General features: G+C 54.9%; 20 protein-coding genes and 1 other annotated feature. Of the genes, 10 read left to right on the top strand and 10 right to left on the bottom strand.

The features are described 5' to 3' along the window. Positions 1 to 175 precede the first annotated feature (175 nt). The gene (locus tag PO881_RS04995) at positions 176 to 1,045 is read left to right on the top strand and encodes a LysR substrate-binding domain-containing protein (protein WP_101762395.1); all 870 of its coding nucleotides are present in this window, start codon (positions 176 to 178) and stop codon (positions 1,043 to 1,045) included. A 53-nt stretch (positions 1,046 to 1,098) separates the two neighbouring features. On the opposite strand, the gene htpG is transcribed toward PO881_RS04995, so the two are convergent. The 6 genes from htpG to PO881_RS04965 form a co-directional block, all read right to left on the bottom strand. After that, positions 1,099 to 2,973: a molecular chaperone HtpG gene (gene htpG, locus PO881_RS04990; protein ID WP_101762396.1), complete on the bottom strand. Its 1,875-nt coding sequence runs from the start codon at positions 2,971 to 2,973 to the stop codon at positions 1,099 to 1,101. 99 nt (positions 2,974 to 3,072) lie between these two features. After that, a complete protein-coding gene (gene recR, locus PO881_RS04985; RefSeq protein ID WP_008103873.1) occupies positions 3,073 to 3,678 on the bottom strand; it encodes a recombination mediator RecR in 606 nt (201 codons plus the stop codon). Continuing rightward, positions 3,678 to 4,007, bottom strand: coding sequence for a YbaB/EbfC family nucleoid-associated protein (locus tag PO881_RS04980; protein ID WP_008103874.1), 330 nt, complete (start codon positions 4,005 to 4,007; stop codon positions 3,678 to 3,680). The genes recR and PO881_RS04980 overlap by 1 nt, the downstream gene beginning before the upstream one ends. A gap of 50 nt (positions 4,008 to 4,057) precedes the next feature. Then, entirely contained in the window at positions 4,058 to 6,037 is a 1,980-nt protein-coding gene (dnaX, locus tag PO881_RS04975) for a DNA polymerase III subunit gamma/tau (RefSeq protein ID WP_280172536.1), read from the bottom strand. Then, positions 4,655 to 4,716: a sequence feature (DnaX frameshifting element), on the bottom strand. It overlaps the preceding gene by 62 nt. A 151-nt stretch (positions 6,038 to 6,188) precedes the next feature. Beyond that, positions 6,189 to 6,740, bottom strand: a complete 552-nt coding sequence (gene apt, locus PO881_RS04970) for an adenine phosphoribosyltransferase (RefSeq protein ID WP_101762398.1) — start codon at positions 6,738 to 6,740, stop codon at positions 6,189 to 6,191. A gap of 149 nt (positions 6,741 to 6,889) precedes the next feature. Next, the gene (locus tag PO881_RS04965; RefSeq protein ID WP_101762399.1) at positions 6,890 to 7,273 is read right to left on the bottom strand and encodes a DUF454 family protein; all 384 of its coding nucleotides are present in this window, start codon (positions 7,271 to 7,273) and stop codon (positions 6,890 to 6,892) included. 58 nt (positions 7,274 to 7,331) lie between these two features. Between PO881_RS04965 and PO881_RS04960 the strand changes: the two genes are divergently transcribed. From PO881_RS04960 to rsmS, 3 genes are read left to right on the top strand one after another with little or no spacing between them, the layout of a single operon-like run. Further along, positions 7,332 to 7,844 (top strand): primosomal replication protein, encoded by a 513-nt coding sequence (locus PO881_RS04960; protein ID WP_101762400.1) that lies wholly within the window; start codon positions 7,332 to 7,334, stop codon positions 7,842 to 7,844. Positions 7,845 to 7,896: 52 nt separating this feature from the next. After that, positions 7,897 to 8,142 carry a hypothetical protein gene (locus tag PO881_RS04955; protein ID WP_280172535.1) on the top strand — a complete coding sequence of 82 codons (246 nt, stop codon included), beginning with the start codon at positions 7,897 to 7,899 and terminating at the stop codon, positions 8,140 to 8,142. A gap of 8 nt (positions 8,143 to 8,150) precedes the next feature. Further along, positions 8,151 to 8,309, top strand: coding sequence for a pleiotropic regulatory protein RsmS (rsmS, locus tag PO881_RS04950; RefSeq protein ID WP_192414050.1), 159 nt, complete (start codon positions 8,151 to 8,153; stop codon positions 8,307 to 8,309). Here rsmS and acrR read toward each other — a convergent pair. Beyond that, positions 8,296 to 8,934 (bottom strand): multidrug efflux transporter transcriptional repressor AcrR, encoded by a 639-nt coding sequence (gene acrR, locus PO881_RS04945; protein ID WP_110867732.1) that lies wholly within the window; start codon positions 8,932 to 8,934, stop codon positions 8,296 to 8,298. The two genes, rsmS and acrR, sit on opposite strands and share 14 nt — an antisense overlap. A 142-nt stretch (positions 8,935 to 9,076) precedes the next feature. On the opposite strand from acrR, the gene PO881_RS04940 reads away from it, so the two are divergent. From PO881_RS04940 to ykgO, 4 genes are all read left to right on the top strand, one after another. Beyond that, positions 9,077 to 10,267 (top strand): efflux RND transporter periplasmic adaptor subunit, encoded by a 1,191-nt coding sequence (locus PO881_RS04940; RefSeq protein ID WP_101762404.1) that lies wholly within the window; start codon positions 9,077 to 9,079, stop codon positions 10,265 to 10,267. 16 nt (positions 10,268 to 10,283) lie between these two features. Beyond that, positions 10,284 to 13,433, top strand: coding sequence for an efflux RND transporter permease subunit (locus PO881_RS04935; protein ID WP_280172534.1), 3,150 nt, complete (start codon positions 10,284 to 10,286; stop codon positions 13,431 to 13,433). Between the two features lie 149 nt (positions 13,434 to 13,582). Then, the gene (locus PO881_RS04930) at positions 13,583 to 13,840 is read left to right on the top strand and encodes a type B 50S ribosomal protein L31 (protein WP_101762406.1); all 258 of its coding nucleotides are present in this window, start codon (positions 13,583 to 13,585) and stop codon (positions 13,838 to 13,840) included. A 15-nt stretch (positions 13,841 to 13,855) separates the two neighbouring features. Then, positions 13,856 to 13,996 (top strand): type B 50S ribosomal protein L36, encoded by a 141-nt coding sequence (gene ykgO, locus PO881_RS04925; RefSeq protein WP_008103894.1) that lies wholly within the window; start codon positions 13,856 to 13,858, stop codon positions 13,994 to 13,996. A gap of 44 nt (positions 13,997 to 14,040) precedes the next feature. Here ykgO and PO881_RS04920 read toward each other — a convergent pair whose 3' ends face one another. The 3 genes from PO881_RS04920 to PO881_RS04910 are packed head-to-tail and all read right to left on the bottom strand — an operon-like array spanning position 14,041 to position 16,434. After that, positions 14,041 to 14,919: a metal ABC transporter substrate-binding protein gene (locus PO881_RS04920; RefSeq protein ID WP_280172533.1), complete on the bottom strand. Its 879-nt coding sequence runs from the start codon at positions 14,917 to 14,919 to the stop codon at positions 14,041 to 14,043. A 22-nt stretch (positions 14,920 to 14,941) separates the two neighbouring features. Then, complete coding sequence (locus PO881_RS04915) at positions 14,942 to 15,781, bottom strand: metal ABC transporter permease (RefSeq protein WP_101762408.1); 840 nt, start codon at positions 15,779 to 15,781, stop codon at positions 14,942 to 14,944. Further along, positions 15,778 to 16,434 carry an ABC transporter ATP-binding protein gene (locus PO881_RS04910; protein WP_280172532.1) on the bottom strand — a complete coding sequence of 219 codons (657 nt, stop codon included), beginning with the start codon at positions 16,432 to 16,434 and terminating at the stop codon, positions 15,778 to 15,780. The genes PO881_RS04915 and PO881_RS04910 overlap by 4 nt, the downstream gene beginning before the upstream one ends. Positions 16,435 to 16,774: 340 nt before the next feature. Between PO881_RS04910 and PO881_RS04905 the strand changes: the two genes are divergently transcribed. Both PO881_RS04905 and tomB read left to right on the top strand, forming a co-directional pair. Then, complete coding sequence (locus tag PO881_RS04905) at positions 16,775 to 17,128, top strand: hypothetical protein (RefSeq protein ID WP_101762410.1); 354 nt, start codon at positions 16,775 to 16,777, stop codon at positions 17,126 to 17,128. A 147-nt stretch (positions 17,129 to 17,275) separates the two neighbouring features. Next, positions 17,276 to 17,653: an Hha toxicity modulator TomB gene (gene tomB / locus PO881_RS04900; RefSeq protein WP_007886936.1), complete on the top strand. Its 378-nt coding sequence runs from the start codon at positions 17,276 to 17,278 to the stop codon at positions 17,651 to 17,653. Positions 17,654 to 17,659 lie beyond the last annotated feature (6 nt).

Raw genomic sequence — 17,659 nt, 5'->3', positions numbered from 1 at the left:
TCTGGTTATTATGCTGTGTGTGGGAGGTGAAACCTGCGGTGATAGTCGGCGTAAAACACAGAGAGCCGTAGCCGTCAACCTGCCAGAATCTGGTGGAAAGGTTAGGCCAATGCGGCTGGACATTAAAATGATATAAACTGACAATCCCTGTTAGGTTTTTACACAGGGGACGAGTATGACCGTGCTTCCATCGTTACGTGCACTGCACTATTTCCACCAGGCGGCACTGTTCAGCAGTTTTAGCGTAGCGGCCGAACGTCTGCATGTCACCCATAGCGCCATTAGCCATCAGGTTCGACAGCTGGAGAGCTGGATGGGGAAGCCGCTGTTTGTGCGTACCAATGGACGCGTCAAATTAACCTCACACGGTGAACGTTTGCTGGTGAGTTGTCAGAAAGCCTTTAGCGAGCTCTCCACCACCTGCGAAAGCATTCGTACCGGCATGCGCCATCATATCAGCGTCTCCTGCGCGCCCAGCTTTCTCTCGCAATGGCTAATTCCGCGCATCGCCAGCTTCTATCAGCGCTATCCCGATATTGAAGTGCAGTTTCAGCCGCTGGTGGAGATTGACCAGCTGCGCAGCGAGCACACCGATGTGCTGATTCTCAGTGCCGAGCAGTCGCCGGATGACGATATTGATGCCACCTTGATCAGCGATGATTACATCGGCCCGCTGTGCGCCCCGCAGTTTGCCGCCCGCTTTCAAAGCGAGCAGGATCTCGCCTCGCTGCCGCTGCTGCACGCCGATACGCGGCTGCATGCGTGGGCCGAATGGGCGAAAACCAGCGGCGTACGCGGCAATTACTGGATCGGCAAGCATTTCGATAATTTGACGTTAGCCATTCAGGCGGCGAGAAACGGATTGGGCGTGATTATGGCGCCACGCTTGCTGGTGCGTCAGGAGTTGAGTGACGGCACCTTGATCGCACCGCTGGGCTTTGTGCGCGTCGATCGTGCCACGTTGATGATGACCAAGACTTCGCGTCAGCACGATGCGGAGATTACGTTGTTTCGCGATTGGTTGCGAGATCAGGCGCAGATTTAACAGCAGATATAAAAAAGGTCGCCATGAATGGCGACCTTTCGGGTTTGGTGCGATTACGCCGTCAGCAACTGGTTCATACGACGGATGAACTGGTTTGGATCGTCAAGCGTACCGCGCTCGGCGAGCAGCGCCTGATCCAGCAGCAGCTCAACCCACTCGGCAAAGCGCGTCTCGTCCTGGGTATCGGCCACGCGTTTCACCAGCGTATGATCCGGATTGATCTCGAAAATGTACTTCACGTCCGGCACGTCCTGACCGGCCGCGGCAAACAGCTTCGCCATCTGCGTGGTCATTTCGTTAGCATCGGTGGTGACGATCGCTGGCGTGTCGGTAAGACGATGCGTCAGACGCACCTCTTTCACACGCTCGCCCAGCAGCGTTTTCACGCGCTCAACAAACGGCTCCAGCGCCTTCTCCGCTTCTTTCTGCTCTTCGGTCTCTTCATCGGCCAGTTTGCTCAGCGAATCATCCGCTTTGCTGACTGACTGGAAGGTTTTGCCGTCGAACTCGGTGAGGTAGCTCATCATCCATTCGTCGATACGATCGGAGAGCAGCAGCACCTCGATGCCTTTCTTGCGGAACAGTTCCAGATGCGGGCTGCTCTTCGCGGCGGCATAGCTGTCGGCGGTGATGTAGTAAATCTTGTCCTGACCTTCCACCATGCGCGTCACGTAATCGTCGAGCGAAACGGTCTGCTCTGCGCTTTCGCTCTGGCTGGTGGCGAAACGCAGCAGTTTGGCAATCTGTTGCTGGTTAGCGTTGTCTTCGGCTGGACCTTCTTTCAGTACCAGACCGAACTCTTTCCAGAACTGCTGATATTTTTCCGCGTCGTCTTTCGCCAGCTTCTCTAACATTTGCAGGCTACGCTTGGTCAGCGCGCCACGCAGGCTCTGGGTCACACGGCTGTCCTGCAGGATTTCACGCGATACGTTCAGCGGCAGATCGTTGGAATCTATCAAACCACGCACGAAGCGCAGGTAGTTCGGCATGAACTGCTCGGCATCGTCCATGATGAACACGCGCTGTACGTAGAGTTTCAGGCCGTGCTTGCTGTCGCGGTTCCACATGTCGAACGGCGCACGCGCCGGGATATACAGCAGGCTGGTGTATTCCTGCTTACCTTCCACGCGGTTATGGCTCCAGATCGCCGGATCGCTGAAATCGTGGGCGATGTGTTTGTAGAACTCGTTGTACTCGTCGTCGCTGATCTCAGACTTGTTGCGCGTCCACAGCGCCTGGGCTTTGTTGATCTTTTCCCAGGTGGTGGTGTCGCTCTCTTCGTCTTTGCTTTCAATCTCAACCGGCAGCGCGATGTGATCGGAGTATTTGCTGATCACGTTACGCACGCGCCACGCATCGAGGAAATCATCTTCGCCTTCACGGAAGTGCAGCGTGATTTCGGTACCGCGATCGGCTTTCTCAATCTCTGCCAGCGTATATTCGCCTTCGCCAGCAGATTCCCAGAACACCGCTTCATCGGCTTTCGCACCGGCGGCGCGGGTGCGCACGGTGACTTTATCCGCCACAATGAACGCAGAGTAGAAGCCCACGCCGAACTGGCCGATCAGCTGACTGTCTTTCGCCTGGTCGGAGCCCATGGATTCGAGGAAGGATTTGGTGCCGGATTTAGCGATGGTGCCGAGGTTCTCAATCACCTCATCACGGCGCATACCGATGCCGTTATCGCTGAGCGTCAGCGTGCGATTTTCCGGATTGACCGAGATACGTACGCGCAGGTCGCCGTCGCCTTCATACAGATCGGGCGTCGACAGCGCGCGGAAGCGCAGTTTGTCGGCGGCATCTGAAGCGTTGGAAATCAGCTCGCGCAGGAAAATCTCTTTATTTGAATAGAGTGAATGGATCATCAGGTGCAGAAGTTGTTTTACCTCTGACTGGAAGCCACGCGTCTCTTGTCCTTTCATGGTCATTGCTACCTCAACTGAATCGGGGTTGATGATACGTTGAGAGAGAAATGGGGATGAAGGAGAGGATTTCAAGCCGATGTCTGTGAAGACATCGGCAAGTGATTAGAAATTAATCTTGTGGCGTCCGGCGAGCGAGTGCGACAGCGTGGTGCCATCGACCATTTCCAGCTCACCACCGACCGGCACACCGTGTGCAATGCGGCTGGCATCAACGCCATATTGTCCGCACAACTCGGCGATGTAGTTGGCCGTGGCTTCCCCTTCCACCGTGGGATTGGTGGCGAGGATCACTTCGGTTAAGGTTTCGCGCTCGAGACGCTGCTCCAGCCGATCCAGGCCGATATCCTGTGGACCAATGCCATCCAGCGGTGACAAGTGCCCCATCAGCACAAAGTAGCGGCCGCCAAACTGGCCGGTCTGCTCAATGGCGTGGATATCTGCCGGGCTCTCCACCACACAAATCTGGCCGTTTTGCTGACGACGCGGATTGGCGCAGATGGTGCAGATTTCCTGTTCGGTGAAGGTACGGCAATCGGCGCAGTGACCGATTTCCGACATGGCGCGGGTCAATGCCTGCGCCAGACGCATGCCACCGCTACGATCGCGCTGCAACAGCTGAAAAGCCATACGCTGCGCCGACTTCGGGCCAACGCCCGGCAGGCAGCGCAACGACTCCATCAAAGATTCAAGCAGTGGACTGGTTTGCATCAGAACGGCATCTTGAAGCCAGGCGGCAGCTGCATACCTGAAGAGACCGCAGCCATCTTCTCTTTCTGCGTTTCGTCAATACGGCGTGCCGCATCGTTGAAGGCCGCGGCGATCAGATCTTCCAGCATGTCTTTGTCATCTTCCAGCAAGCTAGGATCGACTTCAACACGACGGCAGTTGTGCGCACCGTTGATGGTTACTTTAACCAAGCCAGCGCCTGATTCACCGGTCACTTCGATCGCGGCGATCTCTTCCTGCACTTTGGCCATTTTGTCTTGCATCTGCTGGGCCTGTTTCATCAGGTTGCCCAATCCGCCTTTACCAAACATAGTTTTCTCTCTCTGCTGGGGCTGCGCGCAGTTGACGCGCGGCAGCATGTTCACACCGGTCGAATACTCTCTTCATCCAAATCGGCATCGAAGAATCGACGCAATGTCTGAATATGGGTATCGCTTTCGATCGACTGTCGCGCCTGCGACAGCTTCTCTTCATAAATGGCCTGGCGCCACTCCAGTGGCGTCAATACCGTAGGATTATCGTCTTCAATAATCGTCAATTCAACCGGCTGACCGGCAGACTGACTTAGCGCTTCCGCCAGCGCCTGCCTGGCAGAAGCTGAATTCAGATGGCGCTGACTGCTGCGCAGATGCAGCGTAACGCCTGCTTCGCCCACCTCTTTCCACGCATTGAGCGCCACTTGCTGCACCAGTTTCGGTAGCGTCAGCGCGGCGATTTCAGCAGCCCACGCATCGCGCTGCTGGGCTTCTTCCGCCAGACGCAGCGCCAGCTCAGGGGTTTTCTCATGCTCCAGTGCCGAACGCAAGGCTTTTGGCGTCGCCACCGGCTCCGCTTTAACCTCCACCGGCAGCTGCGTTTTCCAGCGATAAGCTTCCGGTTTGGCCGGGGCTTTTACCGTGGGTTCAGACGCACGTTGTTGCACACGTTCAGTGACGCTAGCGAGACGTTCCAGCGCCGGATTCGCCGGCCGCGCGGAACGCGCTGCCGGCTCACTCTTTTTTGCTTTGCCGGCTCCCTGACGCAGCAACTGCGTTCGCGCCTGTAACAACTGGCTGGTGGAGTCAGGTAACGGATCGGGCGCGGGCTGCATGTCTGGATAATCATCCGACACCGGCGGCGCGTCAGGGTTCGGCGGTGCCATCTGCGGCTGCGCAGCCGGTGCGGGCGCGGCTTTCGCTGCGGCTTGTGGCGCAGCAACCTGCGGAGCAGCTTGTGGCGTCAAGGTGGGACGCGCCACCGGCTCCGCAATCGTTGCCTGCGGATGGAACGCCAGCGCCCGCAGCAGCGTCATCTCTACGCCTAAGCGCCGATCCGGTGCCAGCGGCAGATCTTTACGTCCCATCAACAACGTTTGGTAATAGAGCTGCACGTCAGCCGGTGGCAACACGCGGGCTAACTCGCGCAGGCGATCGGCCTGGCTGAGATCGTCCTCGCTGAGCGAGCTTGGCAGCAGCTGCACCATCGCAATGCGGTGCAGTAAACGCAGCATCTCGACCAGCAGCGCTTCCCACTCAACCCCACGCGACGCGGCCTGATTCAGCAGCGCCATCACCTGTTCGCCCTGGCCATCCATCAGCGCTTCAATCAGCGCCAGCGGCTGTTCATCGTCGAGCGTGCCGAGCATTTGTGCCACGGTGTCACGCGTTACGCTGCCCTGCCCCATGGCAATCGCCTGGTCGGTCAGGCTCAGCGCATCGCGCATGCTGCCGTCAGCGGCGCGTGCCAGCAGATGCAGCGCACGCGGTTCGGCAGCAATCTGCTCCTGCTGCAACACATGCGCCAGCTGCTGCTGGATTTGCTCCACGTCCAGCGCTTTGAGATGGAATTGCAGGCAGCGGGACAAAATCGTCACAGGCAGCTTCTGCGGATCGGTGGTCGCCAGCAGGAATTTAACGTGCGATGGCGGCTCTTCCAGCGTTTTCAGCAGCGCGTTGAAGCTGTGACGCGACAGCATGTGCACTTCATCGATCAGATAGACCTTGAAGCGACCGCGCGCCGGCGCGTACTGCACGTTATCGAGCAGATCGCGCGTATCTTCAACTTTGGTGCGTGATGCGGCATCGATCTCAATCAGATCGACAAAACGGCCCTGCTCGATTTCGCGGCAGTTATCGCATTGCCCGCACGGCGTTGACGTGATGCCGGTTTCACAGTTAAGCCCCTTCGCCAGCAGACGGGCGATCGAGGTTTTCCCGACGCCGCGTGTGCCAGAAAAGAGATAAGCATGATGGATTCGTCCCAGTGACAACCCGTTGGCCAGCGCAGTCAGCACATGTTCCTGACCGACTACGTCAGCGAAGGCCTGGGGACGCCATTTTCGCGCAAGTACCTGATAGCTCATGTGGATTCAATCACTGGAATTTAGGGAGAAGGGAGAAAATGCAGCTTCGCAAACCCTGTTTATTTTGGCAGTAGTTTAACAGCCACCAGCGGATCAGCAACCACTAACTTTGCAGAGGTGGCGCCCCGCCGTGCAGCGGAGCGCGCAGGCCTTAGTGGCCGGGGAAATTCACCAGGCTGAAGCACTCGACGCCCATAGCAGTCAGGCGGGCTTCACCGGTCAGGTCAAACAGATTAATCACGAATGCGGCGTCTTTCACTTCTCCACCGGCGCGGCGGATCAGCTTCACCGTTGCTTCCAGCGTGCCGCCAGTCGCCAGCAGATCGTCCACCACCAGCACCACATCGCCTGGTTTAATGGCATCTTTGTGCAGTTCCAGCGCATCGGTGCCGTACTCCAGCTCGTAGCTTTCGCTGAAGGTGTCACGCGGCAGTTTGCCCGGCTTACGCACCGGCACAAAACCCACGCCCAAACCCAGCGCCACCGGTGCGCCAAACAGGAAGCCACGCGCTTCCGTTCCCACCACCTTGGTGATGCCTTTGTTACGATAACGCTCCACCAGAATGGCGATCGACGCGGCATACGCCTGCGGATCTTCCATCAGACTGGTCACGTCACGGAACAGAATGCCCGGCTTCGGATAGTCAGGAATGCTTTTAATGCTGTTTTTGATGAGTTCAAGCTGCTGCGCAGTTGCGGTCATAAATGTTACGCCTGGAGAAAATATCTAATACGCGCAGCTTCTCTAGCGCCAAACCCCGGAAACCGGGTTAAGCGAAGTCGTTTATAAGGGAAGCCACGCACGAAGATGCCCAAATCTATTCAAATACCCGGCTAAATGCAACCCTCACGCTACTGTTGTGGCGGGTTGGCATCCTCGGTTACAACCGGAATGCGCCACATAAAAAGCAGCAGCAGGCACAGCATCGCGCCTAACAGGATGCGCACCCACAGCAGGTTTACTAAATAAAGGGACACCGAAAAGGTAATCACAATCAGCAACATGGCGCGCCCTTTGGCGCCGGGCGGCATGGCACGATGCTGCTGCCAGTGGCGAATAAAGCGACCAAACGGCGACTTCCACAGCAACCAATGATGGAAACGCGGCGACGAGCGGGCAAAACACCAGGCCGCCAGCAACACAAATGGCGTCGTTGGTAATAAAGGTAATACAATGCCCAGCGTACCTAGCACAATCGCCAGCCAGCCAAGGCTCAGTAGTAAAATGCGCTGCATGCCTGATGCCTGAATAAGTCAAAAACAGCGTTACGTTAACACAGTCGGAAACAGAGTGATGCCCCAACCGCCCGCCCAGCAACGTCTCCATGCCATGTTAGAGTTACTGCGCCAGCAGATTGCGCAGCAGCCGGATGGTGCCTGTCGTCAGCCCCGTTTTGATTCTCACCTGTTTCGCACCAGCGGCACGCGTCTGGCGGATTATCTGCGCGAACTGGAGGGCAATGTGACGCAGTTAACCGCTGCTGACACTGATGTGGCGCGCCGTCAATGGCTGGCGGAGAAAGTGCTGGATCAAATTGCCGCCTTGCAGCGCGAATGCCAGAGCCAGCAGCTGCGCGTCAAGCGCGAGCGGCCACGTGTCGATGCACGCCAGGCCAAGCGTGAAGAGTATCAAGGCTACGAAAAACGCTTACTGGCGATGATTGCGCAGCGCGAGCAGCATCTGGCGCGCGCTGAAACGCTGAGCGTTCAGCAGCAGTTGATTCGTGAAGTCGATCAGCTGCAAGAACGTTTGGCACGCTGCCGCGCCGCTATCTACAAACTGGAGTTGCCGCCTATGCCGCGCTGAACGCGGCGCTTTTTCCTCTATACTCATTGCGGTGAGAAAAAGGAGTAAAATCATGACGCTGGTATTATGGATTGTGATCGGTTTAGCGGCAGGTTGGCTCAAACGGGTGAGTTTTCCCGGTCGTCCGGGAGGATTTGTGCCGACGTTGGTGCTGGCGGTGATTGGCGCGCTGATTGGCGGCTATATCGCCACCTACTTCACCACCGGCGATCTGGCCGCCCTGCATCCAGCCGGTTTCGCTAGCGCACTGCTGGGCGCACTGTTAATGCTGCTGGTCGCGGCGAAATTACGTATTTAGGAGAAAAAATGTCACTGGACAGCGCACCCGACGAAATCAAACTTGCCGTCGATCTGATTCAACTGCTTGAAGAGAATAATGTCCCTACCGCCACCGTGCTGGCTGCGTTGGCGATTGTTCAGCGAGATTATGAGCAGAAACAAGCGGCGGAAATCAAGGCCGACTAAGCAGCGTTGGACTCAGGCGCAACATATCAAGAAACGCATCCACCAGCTGAGGCGCATCGGCTGCTAAATCAAAACTTTGCGGGTTGAACAGCCAGCTTTCCATCATGCCATTGATATAGCCGCGCATCAGTAGCGCCGCCTGACGCGTATTCAGGTTCGCAGGCAATTGGCTGGCATCAATACAAAGACGTAGTACAGTTTCAATTCGATCGTAACACGCTTGCAGTAAGCTCTGCTGCATATCCTGTAACGTCGACATTTCGCCAACAAACTCACATTTGTGAAAGATAATCTCCATTAATGCGCGTCTTTGCGGATCCTTTGCTGTGGCGTCAAGGATATAGATCAACATAGAACGAACAACAGAAAGTGGATCGCCCGGGTATTTTGTCTGATACTCAAGTTCCACATCGTCCAGCCCAGCGTCACAACGCAGCCAGATTTCCTGTAAGAGATCGGCTTTATTTTTGAAATGCCAGTAGATAGCCCCGCGCGTGACGCCGGCCGCTGTTGCGATATCCGCCAGAGACGTGGCGGCCACACCATGTTCGGAAAAGTGTGCTAATGCGGCGTCAAGAATTTGATGCCGTGTTTCAAGAGCTTGCGCTTTGGTTTTTCGTGCCATGCTGGGCTTTTTTTACAAACTTGTAAGTTTACATACATTTGTGAATGTATGTACCATAGCATGACCCGTGTTTTAACGCAGCAATGGGTTTATCGGTTTGTGATCCATTGATCATTTGATATCGGACACTAGAGGTTTATTTATGAATAAAAACAGAGGATTAGCGCCTCTGGCGGCCGTCCTGATGCTATCAGGCAGCTTTGTGTTAACAGGATGTGATGATAATAAATCCCAGCAAGCCGCCCAGCAGCAGCCCCCAGAAGTGGGTGTTGTAACGTTAAAAAACGAACCCTTGAAAATTACCACCGAGCTGCCGGGCCGTACCTCGGCTTTCCGCGTTGCGGAAGTGCGCCCTCAGGTGTCAGGAATTATCCTCAAGCGTAATTTTGTTGAAGGTAGTGATGTAAAAGCCGGTCAGTCGCTGTATCAGATTGATCCCGCCACCTATCAGGCGGCCTACGACAGCGCTAAAGCGGATCTCGCCCAGGCTGAAGCCAATGCGCGTGTTGCGCAGTTAACCATTACTCGCTATAAGCCGCTGCTGGGTACCAAGTACATCAGTCAGCAGGACTATGACACCGCCGCAGGCACCGCAGCTCAGACTGCTGCAGCCGCCCAGGCTGCGCGTGCCAACGTCGAAACTGCGCGCATCAATCTGGCGTATACCAAAGTGACGTCACCCATCAGCGGCCGTATTGGTAAATCGTCGGTAACCGAAGGTGCGCTGGTTTCCAACGGGCAAACCACTGCCCTGGCGACCGTGCAACAGCTCGATCCTATGTATGTCGATGTGACCCAATCCAGTGATGATTTCCTGCGTCTGCGCGCAGAGCTGGAATCCGGTCAGCTGAAACAGAACGACGGTAAGGCCAACGTCACCCTGCTGATGCAAAACGGTAACGCATACCCGCAGACAGGCACATTGGAATTCTCTGATGTGAGCGTGGATGAAACCACCGGCTCGATCACGCTGCGCGCCATCTTCCCGAACCCGGACAATCGCCTGCTGCCAGGCATGTTTGTTCGTGCGCGTCTGGATGAGGGCACCAATCCCACCGCACTGCTGGTGCCGCAACAGGGCGTAACACGCACCCCAACCGGTCAGGCAACCGCAATGGTGGTTGGCGCAGATAATAAAGTGGAATCCCGTAACATCACCGCTAATCAGGCATTTGGCGACAAATGGCTGGTGACGGAAGGTCTAAAAGAAGGCGATCGGGTGATCACCACCGGTATCCAGCGTGCCAAACCGGGTGCGCAGGTGACGCCAAAAGAAGTCTCCGATGATGCCAAAGCTGCACCAGAATCACCGTCTGCTAAATCATCGTCATAACAGGAGCCACTGATACATGGCTAAGTTCTTTATTGATCGCCCCATTTTTGCGTGGGTGCTCGCCATCATCATCATGTTGGCCGGTGTGCTATCGATTATCAGCCTGCCGATTGAGCAATATCCCAATGTTGCACCGCCGGCGGTTGAAATCCAGGCCACCTATCCGGGTGCTGATGCGAAAACGCTGCAAGATTCGGTGACGCAGGTCATCGAGCAAAACATGAACGGTATCGATGGACTGATGTATATGTCCTCGAGCAGTGACTCGTCGGGTACATTGACGCTGACGCTGACCTTCCAATCCGGTACTGATGCCGATATCGCGCAGGTTCAGGTGCAGAACAAACTGCAGCTGGCCACGCCGTTACTGCCACAGGAAGTACAGCAACAGGGGATTCAGGTTAAGAAATCCTCTAGCAGCTTCCTGATGGTAGCGGGTTTTGTCAGTGATGACGGCACCATGACGCAGAATGATATTTCTGACTATGTTGCTTCAAACATCAAAGATCCGGTCAGTCGTATGCCGGGTGTCGGTGATACCCAGGTGTTTGGTGCGCAGTATGCGATGCGCATCTGGCTGGACCCACACAAGCTGAACAACTATTCACTGACACCAGTGGATGTGATCAACGCGCTGAAAGTCCAGAACACCCAGATCGCCGCGGGTCAGTTGGGCGGTACGCCACCTATACCGGGCCAACAGCTGAATGCCTCGATCATTGCGCAAACCCGTCTGACATCGACAGATGAGTTCGGCAATATTCTGCTGAAGGTGAATCAGGATGGTTCGCAGGTACGTCTGCGTGACGTGGCGAAGATTGAACTCGGTGGTGAAAACTACGAGATCATCGCGCGTTATAACGGCAAACCGGCTTCCGGTATCGGTATCAAACTGGCCACTGGCGCTAATGCACTGGACACCGCCGATGCGGTGAAAGCTGAACTGGCGAAACTGGAGCCGTTCTTCCCGGCAGGCATGAAAACGGTTTATCCGTACGACACCACACCGTTCGTGAAAATTTCGATTTTCGAAGTGGTGAAAACGCTGTTCGAAGCAATCGTGCTGGTGTTCCTGGTGATGTATCTGTTCCTGCAAAACTTCCGTGCGACGCTGATTCCAACCATCGCCGTTCCTGTTGTGTTGCTCGGAACCTTTGCGATCATCAGTGCCTTTGGCTACTCGATAAACACCCTGACGATGTTCGGGATGGTGCTCGCCATCGGCCTGCTGGTGGATGACGCCATCGTGGTGGTAGAGAACGTCGAACGTGTAATGGCGGAAGAAGGCTTACCGCCGAAAGAAGCGACCAAACGTTCGATGGAGCAGATTCAGGGCGCATTGGTCGGTATTGCCTTGGTGCTGTCAGCGGTATTTATTCCAATGGCGTTCTTCGGTGGTTCAACCGGCGTCATTTATCGCCAGTTCTCCATCACCATTGTTTCGGCGATGGCGCTGTCGGTGCTGGTGGCGTTGATCCTGACGCCTGCGCTTTGTGCCACCATGCTGAAGCCGGTGGAGAAAGGCGCTCACGGCAAAACCACCGGTTTCTTCGGCTGGTTTAACCGCCTGTTTGATAAGAGCACCAACCACTACGTTGATAGTGTCGGTCATATCATTCGCAGCACCGGCCGTTACCTGCTGATTTATCTGGTGATCGTGGTCGGCATGGCGTACCTGTTCCTGAAACTGCCTACCTCATTCCTGCCGGAAGAGGATCAGGGTTTGTTACTGGCGCAGGCGCAATTGCCAGCCGGTGCTACCCAGGAACGTACCCAGAAAGTATTGGATCAGGTGACGGATTACTTCCTGACCAAAGAGAAAGACAGCGTTAACTCCGTGTTTACCGTTAACGGCTTCGGCTTCGCCGGTCGTGGACAGAACACCGGTATTGCGTTCGTCAGCCTCAAGCCGTGGGATGAGCGTGGCGATGCCAACCTGAAAGTGCCTGCGATTGCCGGTCGTGCCATGCAGGCGCTCGGTCAAATCAAAGATGCGATGGTGTTCCCGTTCAACCTGCCAGCAATTATCGAACTGGGTAACGCCACCGGCTTCGACTTCATGCTGACCGATCAGGGTAACCTGGGTCACGAGAAGCTGACCGCCGCGCGTAACCAGCTGTTTGGCATGATCGCCCAGCATTCGGATACGCTGGTAGGTGTGCGTCCAAACGGCATGGAAGATACGCCGCAGTACAAACTGATCATCGATCAGGAGAAAGCGCAGGCGCTGGGTGTGTCGCTGTCTGACATCAATACCACGCTGGCTTCAGCATGGGGCGGTTCTTACGTCAACGACTTCATCGACCGCGGTCGCGTGAAGAAGGTGTACGTTATGGGCAAGGCCGATTCACGTATGTTGCCGGACGATATCAGTAAATGGTACGTGCGTAACAGCGGCGGCACCATGGTACCGTTCTCCGCCTTCTCTTCGGCGAAGTGGCAGTACGGTTCACCGCGTCTGGAACGTTACAACGGCTTGCCATCGATGGAGATTCTGGGCCAGGCTGCGCCAGGCAAGAGCTCCGGTGATGCCATGAACCTGATGGAAGAGTTGGCAGGAAAACTGCCGGCGGGTATTGGTTACGACTGGACCGGCATGTCCTATCAGGAACGCTTGTCAGGTAACCAGGCTCCGGCGCTGTATGCTATCTCACTGATTGTGGTGTTCCTGTGTCTGGCCGCGCTGTATGAGAGCTGGTCGATTCCGTTCTCGGTCATGTTGGTGGTACCGCTGGGTGTTGTCGGCGCACTGATCTTCACCACGCTGCGCGGCTTAAGTAACGACGTCTACTTTGTGGTGGGCTTGTTGACTACCATAGGATTGTCGGCGAAGAACGCCATCCTGATTGTCGAATTCGCCAAGGATTTGATGGAGAAGGAAGGTAAAGGGTTGGTGGAATCCACGCTGGAAGCATCCCGTATGCGTCTGCGTCCGATTCTGATGACCTCACTCGCCTTTATCCTCGGCGTAATGCCGCTGGCGATCAGCACCGGTGCGGGTTCTGGCGCACAAAATGCGGTAGGTACCGGCGTAATGGGCGGGATGGTAACAGCGACCGCGCTGGCTATCTTCTTCGTTCCGGTGTTCTTCGTGGTGGTACGTCGCCGCTTCAGTAAGAACAAAGGTGACCTGGAACACGGTCATCCGGTTGAGCACAAACACTAAGTTTTACTCTTCCCTAAAAGGCCGCTGATGCGGCCTTTTTTATTGCTGTTCCCCTGCCCCACCAAAATCCCTGCGTTTTTCACGGTTGCAATCAGCCATGTTCGGGCTCATACTATTGTTATAGTATAACATTACATAGCGAGGTTACTATGAAACCGAATATCCATCCTCTTTATCGCCCAGTGGTGTTCCACGACACCTCGGCCAACGAATACTTTAAAGTCGGCTCCACCATCAAAACCGAGCGCACCATTGAGTATGAAGGTGAAGTGCTGCCATATGTCACGCTGGATGTCTCGTCAAAATCCCACGTGTTCTACACCGGCAAGCAGAAAGACTTTGCTAAAGAAGGCAGCACCGCGCGCTTCAACCAGCGTTTCGGCAGCTTCCTGTCGCGCAACAAGTAACGCTGGAGAGAACAGATGCAGGTATTGAGTTCATTGCGCTCTGCAAAGACGCGCCATAAGGATTGCAAAGTCGTGCGTCGTAAAGGTCGCATCTATGTGATTTGCAAAACTAACCCGCGCTTTAAGGCGGTTCAGGGAAGAAAGAAAAAAAGGTAGGAAAGTGTCGTGATAGTTGGCCGGGATGCTCCCCGGCCTTTTTTTTACTTCATGCTATGCAAAATGGCGTCAACATTGTGTTTGAACGCGGCGACATAGGTCGCTGCTGGGCCATTCGCTTCCGACAGCGCCTCAGGATAAAGTTCCCCGCCCGGCTGCGCGCCGGTTTCGCTGGCAATCTGTTTTACCAGTCGCGGATCGGTTTGATTCTCCATGAAGTAGGTTTTGATGTGCTCGGCCTTCAGTTGTTGGATGATCGAGGCCACGTCGCTGGCGCTGGCTTCCGCTTCGGTAGAGAAGCCCACCGGCGCCAGGAAACTGACGCCATAACGTTGGCCAAAGTAGCCAAAGGCATCATGGCTGGTCAGCACTTTACGCTTGCTCTTCGGCACTTCGGCAAAGGCATTTTTCGCCCAGCTATCCAGCTTCTGCAGCTGCTGAATGTAACTTTCACCGCTTTTACGAATATCCGCCGCATCTTCTGGATCGGCTTTGATCAGCGCATTCATCACATTAGTGGCGTAGATCACACCGTTTTGCATGCTGTTCCACGCGTGCGGATCGGTGACGCTTTTACCGTCCTCTTCCATCTTGCGCGTGTTGACACCGTTCGATGCCACTACGATGGTGCCTTTATAGCCTGACGCGCCGATCAGGCGATCCATCCAGCCTTCCATGCCCAAACCGCTCACGAATACCACATCCGCCTTCGACAGCGCCTGGCTATCCTGCGGCGTCGGTTCGAAGGTGTGCGGATCGCCATTCGGCCCGACCAGCGATTTCACGTTAACGTGATCGCCACCAACCTGTTTAACGATATCCTCCAGCACGGTAAAGCTCGCCACAACATCAACGCTTTTCGCCAGCGACAGCGGGCTTGCCAGCATGGCGCCAATCGCCAGACTCAGCGGTAACTTTTTCATTCCTATCCCCTTATTGGTTTGGTTATCGACGGCGCAACAGGCCGCCACATGGTCCTGTCAAAACAGAAAGCAGAAACAGCACCGCAGCACTGAGCACCACCGCCGGTCCAGCCGGCAGCGAGAAATGCCACGAAAGAATCAGGCCGATAAATGCTGAGACGATCGCCAGCAGCATGGCGATGCCGAGCATGTAAGCCAGATGGCGGCTCCAGAAGCGTGCGCTGGTGGCCGGCAACATCATCAATCCCACCGACATCAGCGTGCCCAGCACCTGAAAACCCGCCACCAGATTGAGCACCACCAGCATCAGAAACAGACCGTGCACCAGCGGTGCGCTCCATTTGCCCTGAGCGCGCAGGAAATCGGGATCGAAGGCATCGATCACCAGCGGACGGAAGATCACCGCCAGCAGCAGCAAGGTCGTAGCCGCAATGCCGCCGACCAGCAGAATCGCCGCGTTATCCACCGCCAGCAGCGATCCAAATAACACGTGCAGAAGATCGACGCTGGAGCCGCGCAGCGACACCAGCGTGACGCCGAGTGCGAGAGAGCCGAGGTAAAAGCCGGAAAAACTGGCATCCTCTTTGAGATGCGTATAACGGCTGACCGCTCCCGAGAGCAGCGCCACCGCCAACCCGGCAATCAGGCCGCCGATACCCATCGCCACCAGCGATAATCCCGATACCAGATAACCAATCGCCGCGCCGGGTAACACAGCATGTGATAAGGCATCGCCGACCAAACTCATGCGGCGCAGGGAAAGGAAAACGCCCAGCGGCGTGGCGCTGATCGCTAATGCAACGCAGGCCACCAGCGCACGGCGCATAAAACCAAATTCGATAAAGGGTTGGAGTAATGTCACGACGCCACCCTACGCAACGTTGGCGTTTGTGCGGAATCAGCGTCATCGAGCGATAACACATCCTGAAAATAGCGCGCCACCAGCGGACGATCGTGTAGCACGACTAATAACGTGGTGCCCGCCTGCTGCTGCTGTTCGAGGATCGACATCAGCAAGGTGACGGTTTGGCTATCAATGCCGTTGAAGGGTTCATCCAGCAGCCACAGCTGGCTGCGCTGCAGCATTAAGCGAGCGAACAGCACGCGCTGCAGTTGCCCGCCAGATAACGTCGATGGCTGCGCATCGGCGAACTCACGCATTTGTACCGCATCCAGCGCGGCATCGATTTCCAGGCGCAAGGCGCGATTGATACCACCAAACCAGCCGCAGCGTGGCCAGCAGCCCATCGCCACCAGTTCATAGGCAGTAAGAGGAAAGCGGGTTTCAAGTTCACTGCGTTGCGGTAACCAGCCCAGCGCTTTGCGTGGGATGTGCAATTCGCAGTTGCCGGAAATTGGCGGTAGTAAGCCGGCAATGGTTTTTAATAATGTCGATTTGCCGGTGCCGTTAGCGCCAATCAGCGCCGTCATGCTGCCTGTTGCCAGCTCACCGTTAACGACCGGCGTCACCGCACGGCCTTGATAACCGGCTTGTAAGCGGTTGAAATGCATCATTTCTGCATGCCCCAATCTAAGGCCAGCGCTAGCAAGGCAATCAGCATCAGCGCAACCAGCAAACGGCCGCCAAGGGAAAGAAGTAAACCGCTGTGATTCATACTCAACAACCAATAATGTTATAACATAACAATTATCATACCCGACTCATCCTCAATTGCGCCCAGGCAAAAGTGTTTCAAAAGTTGATCGATCATAAAGATAGCCGCGCTAATTCGCCGTTTCGCCATGATTGTGTTATGAAACCCATCACAACGATTACTCTTTCTGTTTATTAGCGACTTGCAATGTCACTCAATAAGCTCAATGATAGAAACATCATTCTTTTACTGGATACAAAATGCCGTCTATTATTCATTGTGATATTGCTGTGGATGAGGACGATTGCGAAAAGTTGGTTAGAATTATCCAGGGGAATATTCTCAAAATAGCCGAGGCATTAGCCGGTGATTTACAGTGGTATTCTCAAAACGCGCAATTAGTTCCCGATAGCTTCCAGATTATTTCTATTCAACCAACCGACAATAATCGATTTAAAATGCTTTACGATTTCAGCTGGAATTTATTTAATCCTTGCCTGGATTTAAATGAAACGTTTACGCGTCGTGAAGAAGTGTTGTTTCAGGTAAAGCCCGGCGCGCTGGTGTTTGACGTGATTGACAATGAGCGCCCCTCTCCCGCCGATGAATTGTAATATTTGGTAATTGAGGTGAGCAAAGCTAATGATTGTGGATTACATTTAAGGAGTCGCTGAATTCAATTTTATTCGATATCGCTTCCTGGTAGCTTTTCTTAATCTCGCCGCGCTGCGGTAACTGTGCTAGCTATGGAGGGGAAAAAGATGGACGAATACTCACCGAAACGGCATGATATTGCCCAGCTTAAATACCTGTGTGAGAACCTGTTCGACGAAAGTATGGCGACATTGACCGACAGCCATCATGGTTGGGTTAATGATCCTACTTCGGAAAGCAATTTACAGCTCAACGATTTGATTGAGCATATCGCTTCTTTCACGATGAATTACAAAATTAAGCACGTTGAAGATGAAGCCCTGATTACGCAAATCGATGAATATCTTGACGATACCTTTATGCTGTTCAGCAGCTATGGAATCAATACTCAGGATCTACAACGGTGGCAGCGTTCAGCAAAACGCTTATTTAATCTGTTTGCCGAAGAGTGCGCTTATCTCCAACAACCTAGCCATTCCTTTTAGCACCAG

The organism is Pantoea sp. SS70, from assembly GCF_029866845.1.
Taxonomy (GTDB): domain Bacteria; phylum Pseudomonadota; class Gammaproteobacteria; order Enterobacterales; family Enterobacteriaceae; genus Pantoea; species Pantoea leporis.
The sequence above is the reverse complement of the archived record's forward strand: the minus strand, read 5'-3'. Positions and strand labels throughout refer to the sequence as shown.